This window comes from Micromonospora sp. WMMA1976 (genome assembly GCF_027497335.1).
GTDB lineage: Bacteria > Actinomycetota > Actinomycetes > Mycobacteriales > Micromonosporaceae > Micromonospora > Micromonospora aurantiaca.
In genome coordinates this window covers 3369714-3388016 of record NZ_CP114912.1, presented here as the reverse complement: position 1 = coordinate 3388016, position 18303 = coordinate 3369714, and the positions used below count along the sequence as shown (strand labels likewise).

16 protein-coding genes are annotated in these 18303 nt (G+C 75.0%); 12 read left to right on the top strand and 4 right to left on the bottom strand.

What is annotated here, in order from left to right; translation table 11 throughout:
• Nucleotides 1-4: 4 nt before the first annotated feature.
• The gene (locus O7546_RS15720; protein ID WP_194799299.1) at nt 5-1615 is read left to right on the top strand and encodes an asparagine synthase-related protein; all 1611 of its coding nucleotides are present in this window, start codon (nt 5-7) and stop codon (nt 1613-1615) included.
• Between the two features lie 6 nt (nt 1616-1621).
• On the opposite strand, the gene O7546_RS15715 is transcribed toward O7546_RS15720, so the two are convergent.
• The gene (locus O7546_RS15715; RefSeq protein ID WP_194799300.1) at nt 1622-2497 is read right to left on the bottom strand and encodes a transglutaminase domain-containing protein; all 876 of its coding nucleotides are present in this window, start codon (nt 2495-2497) and stop codon (nt 1622-1624) included.
• 122 nt (nt 2498-2619) lie between these two features.
• Between O7546_RS15715 and O7546_RS15710 the strand changes: the two genes are divergently transcribed.
• Together O7546_RS15710 and O7546_RS15705 are read left to right on the top strand one after the other, a co-directional pair.
• A complete protein-coding gene (locus O7546_RS15710; protein ID WP_194799301.1) occupies nt 2620-3093 on the top strand; it encodes a DUF1203 domain-containing protein in 474 nt (157 codons plus the stop codon).
• Between the two features lie 48 nt (nt 3094-3141).
• On the top strand, nt 3142-4134 hold the full coding sequence (locus O7546_RS15705; protein ID WP_194799302.1) for a carcinine hydrolase/isopenicillin-N N-acyltransferase family protein: 993 nt from the start codon (nt 3142-3144) through the stop codon (nt 4132-4134).
• On the opposite strand, the gene O7546_RS15700 is transcribed toward O7546_RS15705, so the two are convergent.
• Together O7546_RS15700 and O7546_RS15695 are read right to left on the bottom strand one after the other, a co-directional pair.
• Complete coding sequence (locus tag O7546_RS15700; RefSeq protein ID WP_269697090.1) at nt 4088-4531, bottom strand: hypothetical protein; 444 nt, start codon at nt 4529-4531, stop codon at nt 4088-4090. The two genes, O7546_RS15705 and O7546_RS15700, sit on opposite strands and share 47 nt — an antisense overlap.
• A 111-nt stretch (nt 4532-4642) precedes the next feature.
• Nucleotides 4643-6094, bottom strand: coding sequence for a hypothetical protein (locus O7546_RS15695; protein WP_281599130.1), 1452 nt, complete (start codon nt 6092-6094; stop codon nt 4643-4645).
• 138 nt (nt 6095-6232) lie between these two features.
• Between O7546_RS15695 and O7546_RS15690 the strand changes: the two genes are divergently transcribed.
• The 5 genes from O7546_RS15690 to O7546_RS15670 all read left to right on the top strand — a co-directional run bounded on the left by O7546_RS15690 (nt 6233) and on the right by O7546_RS15670 (nt 12251).
• Nucleotides 6233-6928 carry a DUF305 domain-containing protein gene (locus tag O7546_RS15690; RefSeq protein WP_194799304.1) on the top strand — a complete coding sequence of 232 codons (696 nt, stop codon included), beginning with the start codon at nt 6233-6235 and terminating at the stop codon, nt 6926-6928.
• Between the two features lie 50 nt (nt 6929-6978).
• Entirely contained in the window at nt 6979-8193 is a 1215-nt protein-coding gene (locus O7546_RS15685) for a histidine kinase (RefSeq protein ID WP_281599128.1), read from the top strand.
• Entirely contained in the window at nt 8190-8852 is a 663-nt protein-coding gene (locus tag O7546_RS15680; RefSeq protein WP_194799305.1) for a response regulator transcription factor, read from the top strand. Before O7546_RS15685 ends, O7546_RS15680 begins: the two co-directional genes overlap by 4 nt.
• A 148-nt stretch (nt 8853-9000) precedes the next feature.
• Nucleotides 9001-9765 (top strand): ABC transporter ATP-binding protein, encoded by a 765-nt coding sequence (locus O7546_RS15675; RefSeq protein WP_194799306.1) that lies wholly within the window; start codon nt 9001-9003, stop codon nt 9763-9765.
• Between the two features lie 5 nt (nt 9766-9770).
• Complete coding sequence (locus O7546_RS15670) at nt 9771-12251, top strand: ABC transporter permease (protein WP_281599124.1); 2481 nt, start codon at nt 9771-9773, stop codon at nt 12249-12251.
• A gap of 61 nt (nt 12252-12312) precedes the next feature.
• On the opposite strand, the gene O7546_RS15665 is transcribed toward O7546_RS15670, so the two are convergent.
• Nucleotides 12313-13698, bottom strand: a complete 1386-nt coding sequence (locus O7546_RS15665; RefSeq protein ID WP_281599123.1) for a serine/threonine-protein kinase — start codon at nt 13696-13698, stop codon at nt 12313-12315.
• Nucleotides 13699-14205: 507 nt separating this feature from the next.
• Here O7546_RS15665 and O7546_RS15660 point away from each other — a divergent pair.
• From O7546_RS15660 to egtB, 4 genes are all read left to right on the top strand, one after another.
• Nucleotides 14206-14841 (top strand): RNA polymerase sigma factor, encoded by a 636-nt coding sequence (locus O7546_RS15660; RefSeq protein WP_194799309.1) that lies wholly within the window; start codon nt 14206-14208, stop codon nt 14839-14841.
• 1 nt (nt 14842) lies between these two features.
• Nucleotides 14843-15604, top strand: a complete 762-nt coding sequence (locus O7546_RS15655) for a hypothetical protein (RefSeq protein ID WP_194799310.1) — start codon at nt 14843-14845, stop codon at nt 15602-15604.
• 154 nt (nt 15605-15758) lie between these two features.
• A complete protein-coding gene (egtA, locus tag O7546_RS15650) occupies nt 15759-16994 on the top strand; it encodes an ergothioneine biosynthesis glutamate--cysteine ligase EgtA (protein WP_194799311.1) in 1236 nt (411 codons plus the stop codon).
• On the top strand, nt 16991-18298 hold the full coding sequence (gene egtB / locus O7546_RS15645; protein WP_194799312.1) for an ergothioneine biosynthesis protein EgtB: 1308 nt from the start codon (nt 16991-16993) through the stop codon (nt 18296-18298). The genes egtA and egtB overlap by 4 nt, the downstream gene beginning before the upstream one ends.
• The last annotated feature ends 5 nt before the right edge of the window (nt 18299-18303 follow it).

Genomic DNA, 18303 nt, shown 5'->3' with positions numbered 1-18303 from the left:
CCCGGTGTGCGGCATCGCGCTGAGCATCGGCCCCGAGGCGGACCCGGCAACATTCCGGCGGATGCTCGCCGCGCTAGCACCGCGCGGTGAGGTCACCGAGACCCGGCAGGAACACGGCCTCCTCGCCGGCGTACGGCGGCTGAGGATCGTGGACCGGGAACGGTCCGTCCAGCCGTGGATGTCGCCGGACGAGCGGCACCTGCTCTGCTTCAACGGCGAGGTCTTCAACCACCACGAGCTGCGCGCCGAGCTGACCCGCCTCGGGCACCGGTTCAGGACCGCGGGCGACACCGAGGTGGTGCTCGCCGCGTTCCGCCAGTGGGGCGAGAACGCGGTACGCCGGCTGCGCGGCGAGTACGCGTTCGTCATCGTCGAGCGCGACACCGGCCGGGCGTACCTGGCCCGCGACCCGCTCGGCGTCAAGCCGCTGTACTGGTCCCGCCTGCCCGGCTGCCTGCACCTCGCCTCCGAGGTCAAGGCGCTCGTCGGGCACGGCGCGCCGATCGGCGAGGTGGCGCCCGGGCACCACGGCTGGGTCGAGCCCGGCCGGCCGGTCCGGTTGGGCCCGCACGTCGACCTGCTCACCCTCGGCGACGGCCTGCCGGTGATCGACGACCCGGACGAGGCGGCCCTGCTGGTCCGCGTCGCGCTGACCGACGCGATGCGCGCCCGGCTGGACACCGACCTCACCGTCGGCGTGGTGCTCTCCGGCGGCCTGGACAGCTCGCTGGCGCTGCTGCACGCCCGGGAACTGCACCCGGACTGCGTGGCGGTCACCATCGGCGTGCCGGAGAGCCCGGACGTCGCGTACGCCCGGCGGCTCGCTGCCGACCTCGGCGTCCCGCACGAGGTGATCGAGCTGCGGCCGCGTGACATCCGGCTCGCCGACGTCCGCGAGGCGATCCGGATCTCCGAGCTGACCGAGTACGGCGACATCATCAACGCCGTCGTCTCGGTGCCGATCTTCCGGCGGCTGCGCGAGCTGGGCGTCCGGGTGGTGCTCACCGGCGACGGTTCCGACGAGTTGTTCGGTGGGTACCCGATGTACCACCAGGTCGGGCCGGAGCGGTCCCGACGGCTGTTCCTGCACAAGATCCGCAACCTGTGCCGGACCGAGCTGCAGCGGGTGGACCGGGCCAGCATGGCGCACGGCGTGGAGGCCCGGGTGCCGTTCCTCGACCTCAGCGTCGTCGAACTGGCCATGCGGCTGCCGCTGGACCTGAAACTGCGCGACGGGCAGGAGAAGTGGATCGTCCGGCGGGCCTTCGCCGACCTGCTGCCCTCCTACGTGCGGCAGCGGCCGAAGAACCCGATGTCGTACTCGTCCGGACTGCACGAACGCGCCCGCCTCTACAAGCCGCTGTTCGCCCGGCTGCACCGCTCCTTCGGCTACGACCTGCTCGAACCGGTCCGCCGGGACTTCGACAGCGTGCTCACCCGCTGCGGCAACGACCTCGACCGGGCCATCGCCGAGGGCATCGCCCGGCCCGACTACACAGTGCTGGAACACGCCCGGGACCTGGTCGGCGCTGCCCGGTGGAACGCCGCGCCGATGGTCCGCCGGCTGGTCAACCCGCGCCGCACCCGAGGCGACGAGGCGCCCCTGCCCGGGTGAGCCCGGTCAGCGTCGCAGGTCCACGTCGGCGGCCACCCCGGAGACCGGGTCCATGCAGTGCACCGTCGGGCCCGGACGCAACCGGGCGTCCGAGGCGTACCGCCGGGCCAGCTCACGCCCGGCGGCGGCGTCGCCGCGGTCGGCGGCCACCAGCAGCGTGGCGACCTCGTCGACGAGGGTGAGATCGACGCCGGTCAGGTCCTCGGTCATCGCCCCGAACCCGTCCCAGAGCAGCACCTCGTCCTTGTGCCGGTGGGCCAGCTCCAGCAGCACATAGGCGTGGACGAGCCAGTCGCCCCGGCTCGGCAGCGACGGGTCGACGCCATAGGTGTCCGGGTCGATCCGGCCCGCCCGGTACGCCAGCCACACCCGGGCCGCCGACTCGAAGTGCCCCGCCTCCGGGTCGATGTCGTAGCCGTCGAACGGCTGCTCGCCGGCCGGGTCCAGCTCCGGGTCGGACCAGACCCAGCGCTCGCCGTTCCACCACTCCGCCAGCACGTGGTCGTGGTGCCAGTCCGGGGCGAAGTAGCTCACGAACCCGACCCGGCTGCGCGCCGGGATCCCGTGCCCGCGCAGCGCCGCGACGGTGAACAGCGTGTGGTCCCGGCAGCAGCCGGCGACCCGCTCGGCGGCCGGGCGCTCGGCGGTCAGCGGCAGCGGGAACCGAGACTGGTCGGTGTCGAGGATGCGGTCCATCCAGCGCAGGTTCACCTCGGCCTGGCGGACGTCCGGCAGCTCCACGCCGCCGGCGCGGTAGTGGACGATCACGTTGCGGGCGGTCGCCGCGACGGTCGGCAGGTCGGCGGGCACGGCGTCGAGCAGCGCCGCGTGGTGACGGGGATCGCTGTACGGCGAGTGGGTCCGGTAGTCGTCGACGTCCATCCGGCCATTGTCGGCGTGGGACGCGGCCGGCGGGTGCCCGCTCGGCGCGCAATCTCGCGGCGCCCGAGCGCCAGGTCCGATCGCCGCCAGCGCCGCGGCCGGGGCCGCGCCAGGCTGGGACCGTGACGACCACCCGTACCGCGTTCGGAATCCGCCCGCTGCCCGCCGGCACGCTCGCCGAGCTGCGACGCACCGGCCGCGACGCCACCGGCCAGCCGCCCGAGCACCGGCGCGCCACCGGCGGCGAGCCGCTGCGCTGCTGCCTGCGCGACGCCCGGCCGGACGAGGCGCTGCTGTTGTTCGGGTACGCCCCGCCGCTGCCACCCGGCCCGTACCGCGAGGTGGGGCCGGTGTTCGCGCACGCCGCCGGCTGCGCCGGCCCGGACGACGTGACGACGTACCCGTCGCGGTGGCGCGGACGGGAGCAGGTGCTGCGCGCGTACGACAGCCGGGGCCGCATCGTGGGCGGACGGCGACACGACGGCGGCGATCCGGAGGCGGTGATCGCGGAGCTGTTCGCCGACCCGGCGGTGGACCAGCTGCACAGCCGCAACGTGGTGTACGGCTGCTGGATGTTCGCTGTCGTGCGGAGCTGACCGGGTCCCCGATGGACATCGGCGCACGCCTCTTCTAGCGTCGCTGTCATGCGGAGGACCCTCATCGCCGGCGGGCTCGCGCTGCTCCTGCTCGCCACGGCCTGCGGGGAGAGCCGCCGGTCCGACCCACCGACCGCGGCCGGCTCGCCGACCTCCTCGCGGCAGGACCCGGGCCAGGTCGAACGGACGCTGGCCAGCCTCCGCAAGATCGACGATCTGCCGATGTACGAGATGACGTACGACGGCGACTACGACCCGACCGCCGGGCTGGCCGGGTCCACGCCGCCGAGCCCGTTCGGCTGCTCGCTGTTCGCCGCGCTCGCCGACCGGGAGCGCCCGCTGTTCGCCCGCAACTTCGACTGGGAGCCGAATCCCGCGCTGGTGCTGCGCACCGACCCGCCGGACGGGTACGCCTCGATCTCCCTCGTCGACATCTCGTACCTGGGCGTGTCCGCCGACCCGACCGGGGACCGGCGGCTGCTGGACGCGCCGCTGCTGCCGTTCGACGGCATGAACGAGCGCGGTCTCGCGGTCGGGCTGGCCGCCGACGACGGGGCCCGCGCCGAGCCGGTGCCCGGCCTGCCGACTGTCGGCTCGGTGCGCATCCTGCGCCTGGTGCTCGACTCGGCCGCGACCGTGGACGAGGCGGTCGCCGTGTTCAAGCGCTACAACCTGGACTTCGACGGCGGGCCGCCGCTGCACTACCTGCTGGCCGACGCCACCGGCGCGTCCGCGGTGGTGGAGTTCGTCGACGGGAAGATGACGGTGGACCGGCGCAGCGGCCCGTGGCAGGCGCTGACGAACGTGCCGGCCGTCGGTGTGCCGGACCGGGAACTGCGCCAGGACCGCAGGTACGGGGTGCTGGCGAAGGAGCTGGACCGCACCGGCGGGGTGGTCGACGCCGCCGGTGCGCTGCGGCTGCTGAACGCGGTACGTCAGTCGCACACCCGCTGGTCGGTGACGTACGGGCTGCGCAGCGGCGAGGTGCGCGTGGTCACGGCCGGCGGCGGCACCCGCGACTACCGGCTGCCGATGAGCTGACCCGGCCTCTCCGGCCCAGGTCGTCGCCGCTGATCACGAGGCAGCCCAGCAGGTCGGCGAGCACGGTCCGCTGGACCGGCGTCAGGGTGTTCACGAAGATGGCGGCGTCGACGCCAGCCTCCCGGCACGCGTCGGCGATCTCGCGGATCCGGCCGTGCGTGAGCAGTGTCCGGCGGGAGAAGGGCCGGGACATCCGGGCAGCCCCGCCGGGACGCGCGTGCCACCGATCGGAGACGCCTCGGCGTTGCGCGAACCGGTCCACCACCCGGGCGCCGCGTTCCTCGGCCACGGCGGCGAGCCGGTCGAGGCGGGCCTCGTAGTCCTTGTCCTTGGCCGGAAAGAGCCCGACGAGCACGACGGCGGCGCCGTCGAGCGGGTCGCTCACGTACCGCTTCACGCGGACAGCATTGCCCGCGCCGGGCGGCGCGGCCAGGGGTTTCCGGGCCGCCGCACGCACCGGGCCCGGCGTCCCGCGAGGGGAGCGCCGGGCCCGGGACGGGTCAGCGGGTCACCAGCTCAGGTAACCGGCCTGGGTCTGCACGTTCAGCTCGGGCACCAGCAGGAACTGCGCCAGCCAGGTGCGCGGGTCACGCAGCTCCAGCACGTCCAGTCCCTTCTGGATGTCGCTGGAGTAGATGTGGCCGTTGTACCAGTAGGCTGACCACGACCCGCCGGTACGCAGCTGCGAGGCGTCCAGCGGCCCGCGCTCCCAGTAGGCGATCTCCTTGGGCTTGCGCGAGTCGGTGAAGTCCCACACCGAGATGCCGCCCTGGTACCAGGCCTGGACCATGATGTCGCGGCCGGGCACCGGGATCAGCGAGCCGTTGTGGGCCACGCAGTTCTCCGTGTCGGCGTTGACCCGGGGGATCTTGTAGTAGCTGCGGAACTCCAGTTTGCGGGCGTCGCCGCGGCCGGTGATGTCGTAGATGGCGTCCGCGCCGCGGTTCGGGCCGACCACCTCGTTGCAGGTGGCCGCGCCGCCGCCGCCCAGCTCGTCGGTGAAGACGACCTTGGTGCCGGCGTTGTTGAACGTGGCCGAGTGCCAGAACGCGAAGTTCTCCGCGTCGGTGACCCGCTCGATCACCCGGGGCGCCTCACGGTTCTTGATGTCCAGCAGGATGCCGTCACCCATGCAGGCGCCCGCGGCCAGGTCCTTCGACGGGTACGCGGTGATGTCGTGGCAGCCGGTGGTGGCCGACGACTGACCCGGGATGCCCGGGTAGCCGCCGTCCGGGAACAGGTTCGGCGTGGCGACCACGGAGGCGGTGGTCGGGTTCTTCACCGGCACCTTGACGATGGAGATGGAGTCGTGCGGCGGCTGGCAGTCCGGGAACTCGGCCCGCGGGCTGTACGAGGAGACGTACAGGTAGACGTTCCGCTTGTCCCTGCCGGGCACCAGGGTGTGGGTGTGCGAGCCGCACGCCGTCTCCACCGACTTGATGTAGCGCGGGTTGCGCTTGTCCCGGATGTCGAAGATCTTGATGCCCTCCCAGGACTCCTTCACCGACGCCGGCTGGGTGGTGCTGGCGCAGGAGTCGTCGCTGCGGGAGGAGTCGGTCGACAGGAACAGCAGGTCGCCGTGGACCGAGATGTCGTTCTGCGAGCCGGGGCAGAGCACCTGGGACACGATCGCCGGGCGGTTCGGGCGGGAGACGTCGTAGACGACGAACCCGTCGTAGTTGCCGACGAACGCGTACCGCCCCTGGAAGGCGATGTCGGTGCCGAGGGCGGCAGTGGTGTCGAACGGCGCCTGCTTCGGCAGGTTCGCCACCTGGCGCAGGTTGGGGCTGCTGGAGATCTCGTCGACACCGGGGACGGCGTTGTCCACGGTGGCCGGCGCGGCCTGGGCGCGGGGGATCTCCTGCGCGCTGCTCGGGGGCGCGGTGAACACACCGGCGAGCAGCAGGCCGGCGGCGGCCAGGCTGACGGTCCGGATTCGGGACGTGCGGAGGCTGATCATCGGCAACGCCCTTCGAAAGGGGGTCATGATTCGCCACACCTTACCTATTTGAGACGGTCATCAATGTGAGCTGGGTCACACTTGGGAACTTTCGTCTATGGATAGGATCGCTTTCACCTTGACCGGAGGAGGCGTCGTATGACCAGCCGGCAGGCGCGTGTGTGGGTGGGCGTCACAGCACTGGTGACCCTCCTGGTGGTCGGCGCACTGGCGCTGACCGGGCGCGAGGACACCCGTACCCCGGAGGCGGCCGGAACCGCCGCGCCGGCCGCGCCGAGCGCGAGCGCCGCCGGGTCGGCGCCGCCCGTGGTGGTGCCGGGGCGCCCGGGGGAGCCCGCCGCGACCCGCCCGGCCGAACAGGTCCGGGGCGCCACCACGCCGCGCTGGAACAGCCTCGACGTCTGGTACGTCCGGATGATGATCCCGCACCATGAGCAGGCCCTGGAGATGGCCGCCCTCGCGCCCGGGCGCGCCGCCGACGCACGGGTGCGCGCCGTCGCCGACCGGATCCGTGCCGCGCAGGGGCCGGAGGTCGGCCTGCTGCGGGCCTGGCTCAGCACGCGCGACCTGCCCGCCGACGTACCCGGGCACGACCACGGCAGCATGCGCGGGATGCAGTCCCCGGAGGCGATGCGGCGGCTCGCCGACGCCCGCGGCACGGCGTTCGACAAGCTGTTCGTGCAGATGATGTCCGACCACCACCGGGGCGCGATCGTTATGTCCACCGACCTGCTGAAGGTCGGCGTCGACCAGCCGATGCAGGAGTTCGCCACCTCGGTGGCCGTCGAGCAGTCCGCCGAGATCAGCCGCATGCAGGCCCTCCTGACCCGCTGACCTGGGAGCGGGCGGGGGAGGGGCGAAGGGCGGGCCTAGGCTGGGAGGTCGTGAACCGCCTGATCCTCGGTCGACCGCTGCGGGGTGTCGCGTTCGACGCGGCAGTCTGCGGCCTCGTCGCGTTCTTCGCGCTGTCCGGCTTCGTCGCCGGGCACACCGGGATCCCGGCGACCGCTGTCGGCCTGGCGATGGCAGCGGTGCTGTTCCTCCGGCGTACCCACCCGTCGGCGGTCGGCGCCCTGGTGGCCGCGCTCGCGCTGGTCCAGGTGATCGCCGGCTGGGGCCCGCTCAGCTACGACATCGCCGTGCTGATCGCCCTCTACAGCGTGGTCAAGTACGCCGACCGGCTCCGCGACGGCATCGCCGCCGGGATCGTCGCCCTGATCGGCGGGGTGCTCGCCGCGCTCCAGACGCCCGGCACCGGTCCCTGGTGGATGGGCGCGGTCTTCTACACCCTGATCGTCGGCGCGGTCTTCCTGGCCGGGCTGAACCTGCGGACCCGCCGGCTCTACGTGCTCAGCCTGGAGGAACGCGCCGCCACGCTGGAACGGGAACGGGAGGCCGAGGCGCGCGCCGCCGTCGCCGAGGAACGCACTCGCATCGCCCGTGAGCTGCACGACATGGTCGCCCACAGCATGGCCGTGATGATCGTGCAGGCCGACGGGGTGCGGTTCACGCTCGACCGCGATCCGGCCACCGCCCGGGAGGCGGCCAAGGTGGTCGCCGACACCGGCCGGGCGGCGCTGGAGGAGATGCGGCGGCTGGTCGGCGTACTCCGGGAACCGGACCGCCCGGAGCCGGCGCCGGCGGACCAGCCGGCCGCCGAACCGGCGCACCGGCGGCCCGCGCTGGTGGAGCTGCCCGCGTTGCTCGACCGGTTCCGCGCCGCCGGGCTGCGGATCACCTGCGGCGGCGCCGGCACACCGCGGGCGCTGCCGCCCGGCCTGGAGCTGACCCTCTACCGGGTGGTGCAGGAGAGCCTGACCAACGCGCTCAAGCACGCCGGCGTCGGCGCGTCGGTGGAGCTGACGCTGGACTGGGCCGCCGACGCCGTCGTGGTCCGGGCGGTCGACGACGGCGGCGGCGCTCCGGTGGTCCGGCCGGCGCCGTCCGGCGGGCACGGCCTGGTCGGCATGCGGGAACGGGTCGGAGTGTACGACGGCAGCCTCGCCGCCGGACCCACACTCGCCGGTGGCTGGCGGGTACAGGCGCGGCTGCCACTGCCGGCGGGCGCCGGCACCGAGGAAGGGAGCGCGGCGGCGTGACCGTGCGAGTGATGATCGTCGACGACCAGATGCTGGTGCGGGCCGGGTTCCGGATGGTGCTCGACTCCCAGCCGGACCTGGAGGTGGTCGGCGAGGCCATCGACGGCGCGGACGCGCTGCGGGTGCTGGACCGGATCGAGGCCGACGTGGTGGTGATGGACCTGCGGATGCCGACCATGGACGGGGTGGAGGCGACCCGGCGGATCTGCGCCCGGCCGGCCGGGGGCCCGCGCGTGCTGGTGCTCACCACGTTCGACACCGAGGCCGACGCGTTCGCCGCGCTGCGTGCCGGGGCGAGCGGGTTCCTGCTCAAGAACGTGCCGCCGGAGGAACTCATGGCGGCGATCCGGGTGGTGGCACAGGGCGACTCGGTGGTGGCACCGTCGATCACCCGGCGGCTGCTCGACCGGTTCGCCGGGCAGCTCGGTCCCGCGCCGGCCACCGACCCCCGGCTGGCCCAGCTCACCGAGCGGGAGCGAGAGGTGCTGCTGCTGGTGGCGCAGGGGCTCTCCAACGCCGAGATCGCCGCCCGGGTGCACGTCGCGGAGGCGACGGTGAAGACCCACGTGGGCCGCATCCTGGCCAAGCTCCAGCTCCGCGACCGGGTCCAGGCGGTGGTGCTGGCGTACGAGAGCGGCCTGGTCACGCCCGGCGGCTGACCGGCCGTACGTCTCAGGTCGTACGGGTTCCCCCGGTGGGGGACGACCGTGGTCGCACCGAGGTCGAGCGCGCAGGTGGAGATCGACTCAGCGGTGCCGGGCCTAGCGTCGGAACTGTCTTCAGACCGTGTCCGACAGGAGCACCACAGTGTCCGCACCACCGACCACAGGCGTCGCCCTCGCCGCCCGCGCGCTGCGCAAGGAGTACGGCGCCGGCCAGTCCCGCGTCGTCGCGCTCGACGGCGTCGACCTCGATTTGGCCGCCGCCCGGTTCACCGCCGTGATGGGCCCGTCCGGCTCCGGCAAGTCCACACTGCTGCACTGCCTCGCCGGCCTCGACCGGCCGACCGCCGGGGCGGTCCACATCGGCGACGCCGACCTGACGGGCCTGGACGACCGGCGGCTCACCCGGCTGCGCCGGGACCGGATCGGCTTCGTCTTCCAGAAGTTCAATCTGCTGCCCACGCTCACCGCCGAGGAGAACGTCGTCCTCCCGCTGGCCATCGCCGGCCGCCGGCCGGATGCGACCTGGCTGCGTCAGGTGGTGGCCGCGGTGGGCCTGACCGATCGCCTCGGGCACCGCCCGGCGGAGCTGTCCGGCGGCCAGCAGCAGCGCGTCGCGGTGGCCCGCGCCCTGATCACCCGGCCGTGGGTGATCTTCGCCGACGAGCCGACCGGCAACCTCGACTCGCGCTCCGGCGCGGAGGTGCTGCGGCTGCTGCGCGAGGCGGTCGACACGCTCGGCCAGACCGTCGTCATGGTCACCCACGACCCGGCCGCCGCCGCGTACGCCGACCGGGTGGTCTTCCTCGCCGACGGCCGGCTGGTCGACGAACTGCACGCGCCGACGGTCGGCGCGGTCCGGGACGCGCTCAGCCGGCTCGACCCGGCCGTGACCCCGGCGGGGCGGTGACCGGGATGCTGCGCCTGACCCTGCGCCAGGTCCGCGCCGACGGCCTGCGCCTGCTGCTGTCCTCGCTGGCGATCGTGCTCGGCGTCGCGTTCGTCGCCGGCACGCTGATGTTCATCGACGGCATGCGCGCCGGGGCGTACGAGCGGGCCGGTGAGTTCGACAGGCACACCGACCTGGCCGCGTACGCCGAGACCAGCCCGCTGCCCCCGGCGCTCGTGGACCGGGTGCGCGCCGTCGACGGGGTGGCCGCCGCCGCGGGCGAACTGACCGGCTCCGCCGGGGTGGTCGGCCGCGACGGCCGTCCCGTGCTCGGGTACGCGGTCCTCGCCGCGATCCCCACCGAGACGGACCTGCAGTCCTACGACGTGGTCGCCGGGCGGCTGCCGCAGCGCCCCGGCGAGGTGGTGCTCGACGACGAGACCGTCGCCGAGCAGCGCTTCACCGTCGGCGGGCCGGTGTCGATCGGCGGGCAGGACGGCGCGGCCCGCCCGTACACCCTGGTCGGCACCGTCGACGTGGACGGCAGCTCCCGCGACGTCGGCGGCCCGTACATCGGGCTGATCGGACCGGACGCGCTCACCGTCAGCGGCGAGAAGGGCTACGGCCGGATCATGGTGGCGGCGCGGCCCGGGGTGGACACGGCCGCGCTGGCCGACCGGATCCGTGCCGTGCTGGGACCGGACGTGACGGTCCGGGACCGCGACGCCATCCTCGACGCGGCAGTCGACGACGCGGTCCGCGACCTGCGGCAGTTCGGCATGCTGCTGGGCACGTTCGCGGCGGTGGCGGTGGTGGTGGCCGGCTTCGTGATCGCCAACACCTTCGCCATCGTGCTCGCCCAGCGCTCCCGGCGTACCGCGCTGCTGCGCCTGGTCGGCGCCACCCGGGAGCAGATCTACCGGGCCACGCTGTCCGAGGCGGCGGTGACCGGCCTGCTCGCCTCCGCGGCCGGGGTGCTGGCCGGCGCGGCGGTGGCCGGCGGTCTCGGCGTCCTGCTCGCCGGCACCGGCGCGCCGCTCGGCAGCGGGCTCACCCTGACCCCGCGGACGCTGCTGCTCTCGCTGGGGCTGGGGACGCTGCTCACCGTGGCGTCGGCCGCGCTGCCGGCCTGGCAGGGCACCCGCGTCGCCCCGGTTGCCGCGCTCACCGACGCGGCGATCAACCCGGTACGCCCGGCCGGGCGGGTCCGGCTGGCGGTCGGCGCGCTGGCGCTCGCCGCCGGTGTGGCGGCGCTGGCCGGCGCGGGTGCCACCGGCCAGGTGGTGCTGGTCGCGGCCGGCGCGTTGCTGGCCTTCGGCGGCATCGTGGCGTTCGGCCCGGTGCTGGTGCCGGCCCTGGTACGGGTGCTCGGCGGGCCGTTCCGCGCGGCGTTCGGTGCCACCGGCGGGCTGGCCGTGTCGAACGCGGTGCGCAACCCGCGCCGGGTCGCCGCCACCGCGACGGCCATGGTGATCGGCATCGGGCTGGTCTCCGCGTTCGTCGTCGGCGCGGCGAGCGTCAAGTCCGGCATCGAACGCGCGGTGGACGCCCGGATCGGGGTGGACTTCCTGGTCACCGGCATCGGGGGCGACCTGCCGGCCACCGTCGCCGACGATCTGGCCGCCCGCCCGGAGCTGGGTGTGGTGCACGAGCAGCGCAGCCGGGTGGTCGGCGACGTGCAGCTGCGCGCCGCGCATCCGGCGCTGGTCCGGCGCACGCTGTCGGCGGTGGACGCCGGTGACCCGGCGGACCTGGGGCCGGGTTCGGTGCTGGTGCACCGCGAGCTGGCTGCGGCGCGGGGCTGGACGGCGGGCTCCGCGATCACGCTCGCCGGCCGCCCGTTCCGGGTCGTCGCGGTGGTGGCCGACGAGGAGCCGGTCCTGGCCGGCAGCCCGGTGCCCGCCGGTCACCTGGTGGACGTGCTGGACACCGACTTCACCGCCATGTTCCCCAGCGAGCGCGGCTACCTGGCCGAGGTGGACCCGGCCCCCGGGGTGGGTGTCGACGCCGCCCGGACCGCCGTCGAGTCGGTGCTGGCCCGCTATCCGACGGTGAACGTGATGGACCAGGCCGCGTACAAGAAGATGCTCACCGGCACCGTCGACATGGTGCTGGGGTTCGTCACCGCGCTGCTCGGCCTGGCCGTGGTGATCTCGCTGGTCGGGGTCGCCAACACGCTCAGCCTGTCGGTGGTGGAACGCACCCGGGAGACCGCGGTGCTGCGCGCGGTCGGACTGAGCCGGGCCGGGATGCGGGGCGTGCTGGCGGTCGAGGCGGTGCTCACCGCGCTCGTCGGCACGCTGCTCGGCATCGCGCTCGGCACCGGAGCGGCGGCCGGGGCGATGGCAGTGGTGGCCCGCATCGGCGGCGACTTCACGCTGGTGCTGCCCTGGGGACGGATCGGACTGATCGTCGCGGTGGCGGTGGTGGCCGCGCTGCTCGCCTCGGTCCTGCCGGCCCGCCGGGCGCTGTCCCGGCCGGTGGTGGCGTCGCTCGGCGCGGACTGAGCACCGCCGCCCGGACACGGACGAGCCGGCTCCGCCGTGTGCGGGGCCGGCTCGTGGTGAGTCAGGGCTGGGTGGCCGGCTGGCCGCCGGTGTCACCACCGCCGCCCGTGCCGGTGCCCGGGTCGGCGGTGGTCGGGTCCGGTGCCGGCGCCGTGGTGGGTGCCGTCGTCGTCGGCGCGCTCGACGGCGTGCTGCTCGGCTCGGCCGACGGGGCGGGCTCGTCGGTCACGCTCGGCTGCGCCGACGGGGTCGCCGAGGTGCTCGGCGTCACCGAGGGCGTGGCCGACGGCCGGCCACCCGGGCCGACCGGCCGGTAGGTGTACTCGTCGTCGGCCGACGGCTCGTCGGCGACCGGCTCCGCGACCGGGTCGCTCGGCGCCACCGCGGGCGCCGTCTTGTCGATCTTCGTGGCCGGTTCGGCGGTGTCGTTGGCGGCGGCCACGAGCGCGCCCAGCGCGCCCATCGCCACCAGCACCGCGCCCAGCGCGCCGACGAGCGTGCCACGCCGGCCCCGCCGCCGCGACGTCGCCACCGCGGCGCCCGGGCGGACCGCCGGCTGGTCGTCGCGGGACCGCGCCGAGCCCGCCGCGCCGCGCAGCGCCACCGTCGCGGTCGGCGAGTCGGTACGCGCGGCCCGCGCCGCGTCGGCCATCGCCGCGGCGCTCAGGTAACGGTCGGCCGGATCCTTGGCCAGCGCGCGGGAGACCAGCTCCCGCACCGACGCCGGGATCTCCGCCGGCAGCTCCGGCGGTTCGTCGTCGAGATGGCGTACGGCCACCTGGAGCGGATTGTCGCCGGTGAACGGCGGGCTGCCGGTGAGGCAGCAGTACGCGACGGCGCCGAGCGCGTACACGTCGGTGGCGCCCGAGACGGGCCGGCCGGCGGCCTGCTCCGGCGCCATGTAGAGGGCGGTGCCCGGCACCGCGTTCGTGCTGGTGATGCTCGTGACGTTCGTCGACCGGGCCACGCCGAAGTCGACCAGGACCACGGTGCCGTCGTCCTGCACGAGCAGGTTGCTCGGCTTCACGTCCCGGTGCACGATGCCGCGGCCGTGCGCCGCGTGCAGCGCCTGCGCCACCTGCGCCACGATCGACATGGTCTCGGCGACCTCGAGCTGTCCGGCGGTTTCGATCCGCCGCGACAGCGGCTCACCGGCGACGAACTCCATCACCAGGTAGTCGGCCCGGCCGCCGCCGGGCAGGTCGTCCTCGCCGCAGTCGAAGACCTGGACCACGCCGGGGTGGCGCAGCGAGGCCATGATCCGGGCCTCGGAACGGAACCGGGCGATGAAGTCGGGGTCGGACACCAGGGCGGGAAGCAGCACCTTCACCGCGACCGGGCGACCGAGGACAAGGTCGGTGGCACGCCAGACGTCGCCCATGCCGCCGGTGGCGACACGGTCATCGAGGCGGTACCGACCGCTGAGTACGACGTCTGAGGACAGCACCCCCATACCGTACCCACAGCAGGCGCGAAGTATTTCCCGCGATATCCGTGGCCGGTCCGGCCGGCCGTTCGGCCGGGTGTCCGGCACCCGGGACGCCGATCGGCTGATCGTGATCGACCCGGTACGATCGGCCAGAAAGTGACGCGCCCCCGCGCTCGCGGCCCGCCGCCCCCGGCGGGGTTCCGATCCGGGGAGCGTCGCGACCGCCGTCGGTGTTACCCCGACACGCCGGTGATGCAGGTAGACATTTCTCTCTGTTTCTCCGCCGTGCGGAGGCTTGCCGACGCGACCCGCCCGCCCCGGCGTCGGCCCGACTCCCGGCCGCACCCGGACGCCGGTACGGTATGTCCCGCCGACGCCCGTGCCGCGCGGCAGTGTCCACGGCGCACCGCACCCTCGTGCGGGTGCCTGATTCAGCTCACCGGGGGGCCGAGTGCGGATGGCGGTGTGGTCACTGGCACCCGTTGACGCCCGGCTCCGGGTCGTCATCCGGCCGGGGCGGCGCGCGTGACGGCCGAACTGAACGAGGCGGTCGCCGCGGCGCAGGCGGGGGACGAGGAGGCGTTCCGGTTCCTCTACCGCAGCCTGCAACCCGCGCTGCTGCGCTACCTGACCGCCCTCGTCGGCGCCGACGCCGAGGACGTGGCCTCGGAGGCGTGGCTCCAGATCTCCCGCGACCTGCCGTCGTTCACCGGTGGCGAGTTCCGCGCCTGGGTGGTCACCATCGCCCGCAACCGGGCCATGGACCATCTGCGCCGGCAGCGGCGGCGGCCCTCCGTGCCGGTGCCGGTGCAGGCCCTCAACGACCTGGTCGCCGACGTCGACACCGCCGACCGGGCCGGTGAGGCCATCGCTACCGAGAGCGCGCTCGCGCTGATCCGTACGCTGCCGCCGGCCGAGGCCGAGGCGGTGATGCTGCGGGCCGTCATCGGCCTGGACGCGGAGACCGCCGGGCGGGTGCTGGGCCGGCGGGCCGGCGCGGTGCGCACCGCCGCGCACCGCGGCCTGCGCCGGCTCGCCGCGCTGCTGGAGCGCTCGGCGGCGCAGGCCGCGCCGGCGGACACCCGGGACGCCGTCGCGCCGCGTCCCCGGACCGAGCGCCAGGTGCCGCACGCGCCCGAGGCCGAACCGGCGGAGGGCTGACGTGAGGGGAGACGACGGCATGCACGCTCGCCGGTCCGTCGGGCCCGCCGACCGGGCGGAATCCGACCGGCTGCTCGACGCCGCTCGCGCCGGCACGCCGCCGGGCGCCGACGCCGACCCGCTGACCCGGCTGCTGTCCGCTGCGGCCGGACCGGCCGGCCCGGACGAGGTCGCCGGGGAGGAGCAGGCGCTCGCCGCCTTCCGGGCGGCCCGCGCCGGGACCGCGCCGGCGCCGGTGATCGCGCCGCGCCCGCGCCGGCGCCTGCGGATCGCCGCCGCGCTGGCCGGTCTCGCCGCCACCGCCGTCGCCGGGGTGGCGTTCGCCGCCGTGCGCCTGGACCACGACCCGGAGCCGGTGGTGCCGCCCGCGACGACGGCCGCCCCCACCGGCGCCGGACCGACGGGGACCGGCCCCGCCGTCACCGGGCCGTCCCGGCCGGCACCGAGCACGCCGGCCGGTGACGCGTCCGGCGCGGAGTCCCCGCCGGTGCCGGCCCCGTCCGGCACGCCGAGCGCCAAGGGCCGGCCATCCGCGCCCCCGGACGGTGGGGCGAGCCTGGCCGGCCACTGCCGCGCCTACCTGGCCAAGCCGGAACGACAGCGGGAGAAGGCGCTCACCAAGCCGGGCTTCGCCGACCTGGTGGCCGCCGCCGGCGGCCCCGAGCAGGTGGAGAGCTACTGCCGCAACCTCGTGGGCGCGTCGCCGGAGAGCCCGGACGACGCGCCGGAGCCCGAGCGCCCGGGCCGGGAAGCGGACGACTGAGCGGCGCGGCGCAATCAGATTCCGGACAAAAATTCATCTCTCCGGGCAAGCGGATCTCGTCTGCTAGACAGAGGATGGTGGGGCGGCGTGCCGTGCCGTCCCGGCCGGCGCGTCGCGACGACGTCGTCGCCCATCGCCGAGGAGGAGCCGTCCCGTGGTGATGTCGCCGGACCTGGACCGCGCAGTCGTCCTGGGGGACGAGGAGGCGGCCCGGGGCCACCTCGCCCGGATCTGCTTCAAGACCGGCCCACCCGCACTCGTCGGCGTCGAACTGGAATGGACCGTGCACGACGCCGCGGACCCGGCCCGGCCGGTCGACCGCGAGCGACTACGCGAGGCGCTGGGGCGGCACAGCCCGGTGACCCTCGACCCCACCAGCCCGGCCGACGAGCTCCGGCACGGCGGCGCCGTGACCGTGGAGCCCGGCGGGCAGGTGGAGATCTCCGCGACGCCGCGATCGTCGGTCGGCGCCCTCATCCTGGCCACCGAGGCCGACGTCGCCGAGCTGCGGGCCCGGCTCGACGCCGCCGGCCTGGTGCTCGGCCGCAGCGGCATCGACCCGTGGCGCCTTCCCCGGCCCGTCGTGGAGACCCCCCGGTACCGCGCCATGCGCTGCGCCTTCGACCGGCGTGGCCCGGCGGGACGGGCGATGATGTACAGCACCGCCGGGCTCCAGGTCTGCCTGGACGCGGGCGAGCCGGAGCACCTGGCGCAGCGCTGGGCCGCCGCGCACGCCGTCGGCCCGCCGCTGCTCGCCGCCTTCGCCACCGCCGACCGGCACGCGGGCCGCCGCACCGGCTGGGCCTCCGCCCGGATGGCCACCTGGCTGGCCATCGACCCGGCCCGCACCCGTCCGGTCTGGTCGCCCGAGCGCGCCGACGAGGACCCGGTGGCGACCTGGACCCGGTACGCGCTCGCCGCGCCGCTGCTGTGCGTACGTGGCGACGGCCCGGACTGGACCGCGCCGCCCGGTGTCACGTTCGCCGACTGGCTGGCCGGGGCACTGCCCCGCCCGCCCACCACCGGCGACCTGGAATACCACCTCAGCACGCTGTTCCCGCCGGTCCGCCCGCGCGGCTACCTGGAGCTGCGCTACCTGGACACCCAGCCCGGCCCGGAGTGGACGGTGCCGCTGGCCGTGCTCACGTCGCTCTTCACCGACCCGGCCACCACCCGGGACGCGCTGGCGGCGGCCGGCCCGGTCGCCGACCGGTGGCGCGCGGCGGCCCGGTGCGGGCTGGCCGAGCGTCCGCTGGCGAGCGCCGCGGCGGCGCTGTTCGACCTGGCCCTGACGGCCCTGCCGAGGCTCGGCCTGCCGGAGGGCATCCACGACGAGACCGATCGAGCGATCCGGCGGCACCGCGCCGCCGCGGAGAGGGGACACCGGTGACCACCATCGAGCGACTACGCGACCGGATCGCCGCGGAACTGGAGCGGACCCGGGCCCGTACCGCGCTGCTGACCGACGCGGTGGACGACGACGACCTGGTGCGGCAGCACTCCACGCTGATGTCGCCGCTGGTCTGGGACCTGGCGCACGTCGGCAACCAGGAGGAGCTGTGGCTGGTCCGCGACGTCGGCGGCCGCGAACCGGTGCGCCACGACATCGACGACCTGTACGACGCGTTCAAGCAGCCCCGCAAGGACCGCCCGGCGCTGCCGCTGCTGCCGCCGGCCGAGGCCCGCGCCTACGTGCGTACGGTCCGCGACAAGGTGTTCGACCTGCTCGACGGCATCCGCTTCACCGAGCGTCCGCTCGTCGCCGACGGGTTCGCGTTCGGCATGATCGTGCAGCACGAGCAGCAGCACGACGAGACCATGCTCGCCACCCACCAGCTACGCGCGGGCGCCCCGGTGCTGGACGCGCCGCCCCCGCCGGAGCCCCGGGCCCGGGTCGGCGGCGAGGTACGGGTGCCGGCCGGGCCGTTCACCATGGGCACCTCCACCGACCCGTGGGCGCTGGACAACGAGCGCCCGGCGCACACCGTCGACCTGCCCGCGTACGTCATCGACGCCGCGCCGGTGACGAACGGTCAGTACCGGGCGTTCATCGCCGACGGCGGGTACGACGAGCCGCGCTGGTGGAGCGAGGCGGGCTGGCGGCACCGCGTCGAGGCGGACCTGAGCGCGCCGATGCACTGGCGGCGCGACGGGGACGGGTGGGCGTACCGCCGGTTCGGCCGCTGGTCGCCGGTACGCGACGACGAGCCGGTGGTGCACGTCTGCTGGCACGAGGCGCAGGCGTACGCGGCGTGGGCCGGCAAGCGGCTGCCCACTGAAGCGGAGTGGGAGAAGGCGGCCCGCTGGGATCCGGCGTCCGGCCGGTCCCGGCGCTACCCGTGGGGGGACGAGGATCCGGGCACCGAGCACGCCAACCTGGGGCAGCGTCACCTGTGGCCGGCGCCGGTGGGCGCGTACCCGGCGGGCGCCTCGCCGCTGGGCGTGCACCAGCTCGTCGGCGACGTGTGGGAGTGGACCTCCTCGCCGTTCCGGGGTCACCCGGGCTTCACCGCGTTCCCGTACCGGGAGTACTCGGAGGTCTTCTTCGGCGACGACCACCGGGTGCTGCGGGGCGGTTCGTTCGGCACCGACCGATCCGCCTGCCGGGGCACGTTCCGCAACTGGGACTACCCGATCCGGCGGCAGATCTTCAGCGGTTTCCGCTGCGCCCGTGACGCCGGCCCGGAGGAGTGAGCCGG

Excerpts from the sequence above, each read along its gene's own strand:
- O7546_RS15715 (WP_194799300.1), bottom strand. The coding sequence starts at position 2,497 with ATGGACGTCGACGACTACCGGACCCACTCGCCGTACAGCGATCCCCGT.
- O7546_RS15705 (WP_194799302.1), top strand. The coding sequence starts at position 3,142 with ATGCGGAGGACCCTCATCGCCGGCGGGCTCGCGCTGCTCCTGCTCGCC.
- O7546_RS15695 (WP_281599130.1), bottom strand. The coding sequence starts at position 6,094 with ATGATCAGCCTCCGCACGTCCCGAATCCGGACCGTCAGCCTGGCCGCC.
- O7546_RS15690 (WP_194799304.1), top strand. The coding sequence starts at position 6,233 with ATGACCAGCCGGCAGGCGCGTGTGTGGGTGGGCGTCACAGCACTGGTG.
- O7546_RS15670 (WP_281599124.1), top strand. The coding sequence starts at position 9,771 with ATGCTGCGCCTGACCCTGCGCCAGGTCCGCGCCGACGGCCTGCGCCTG.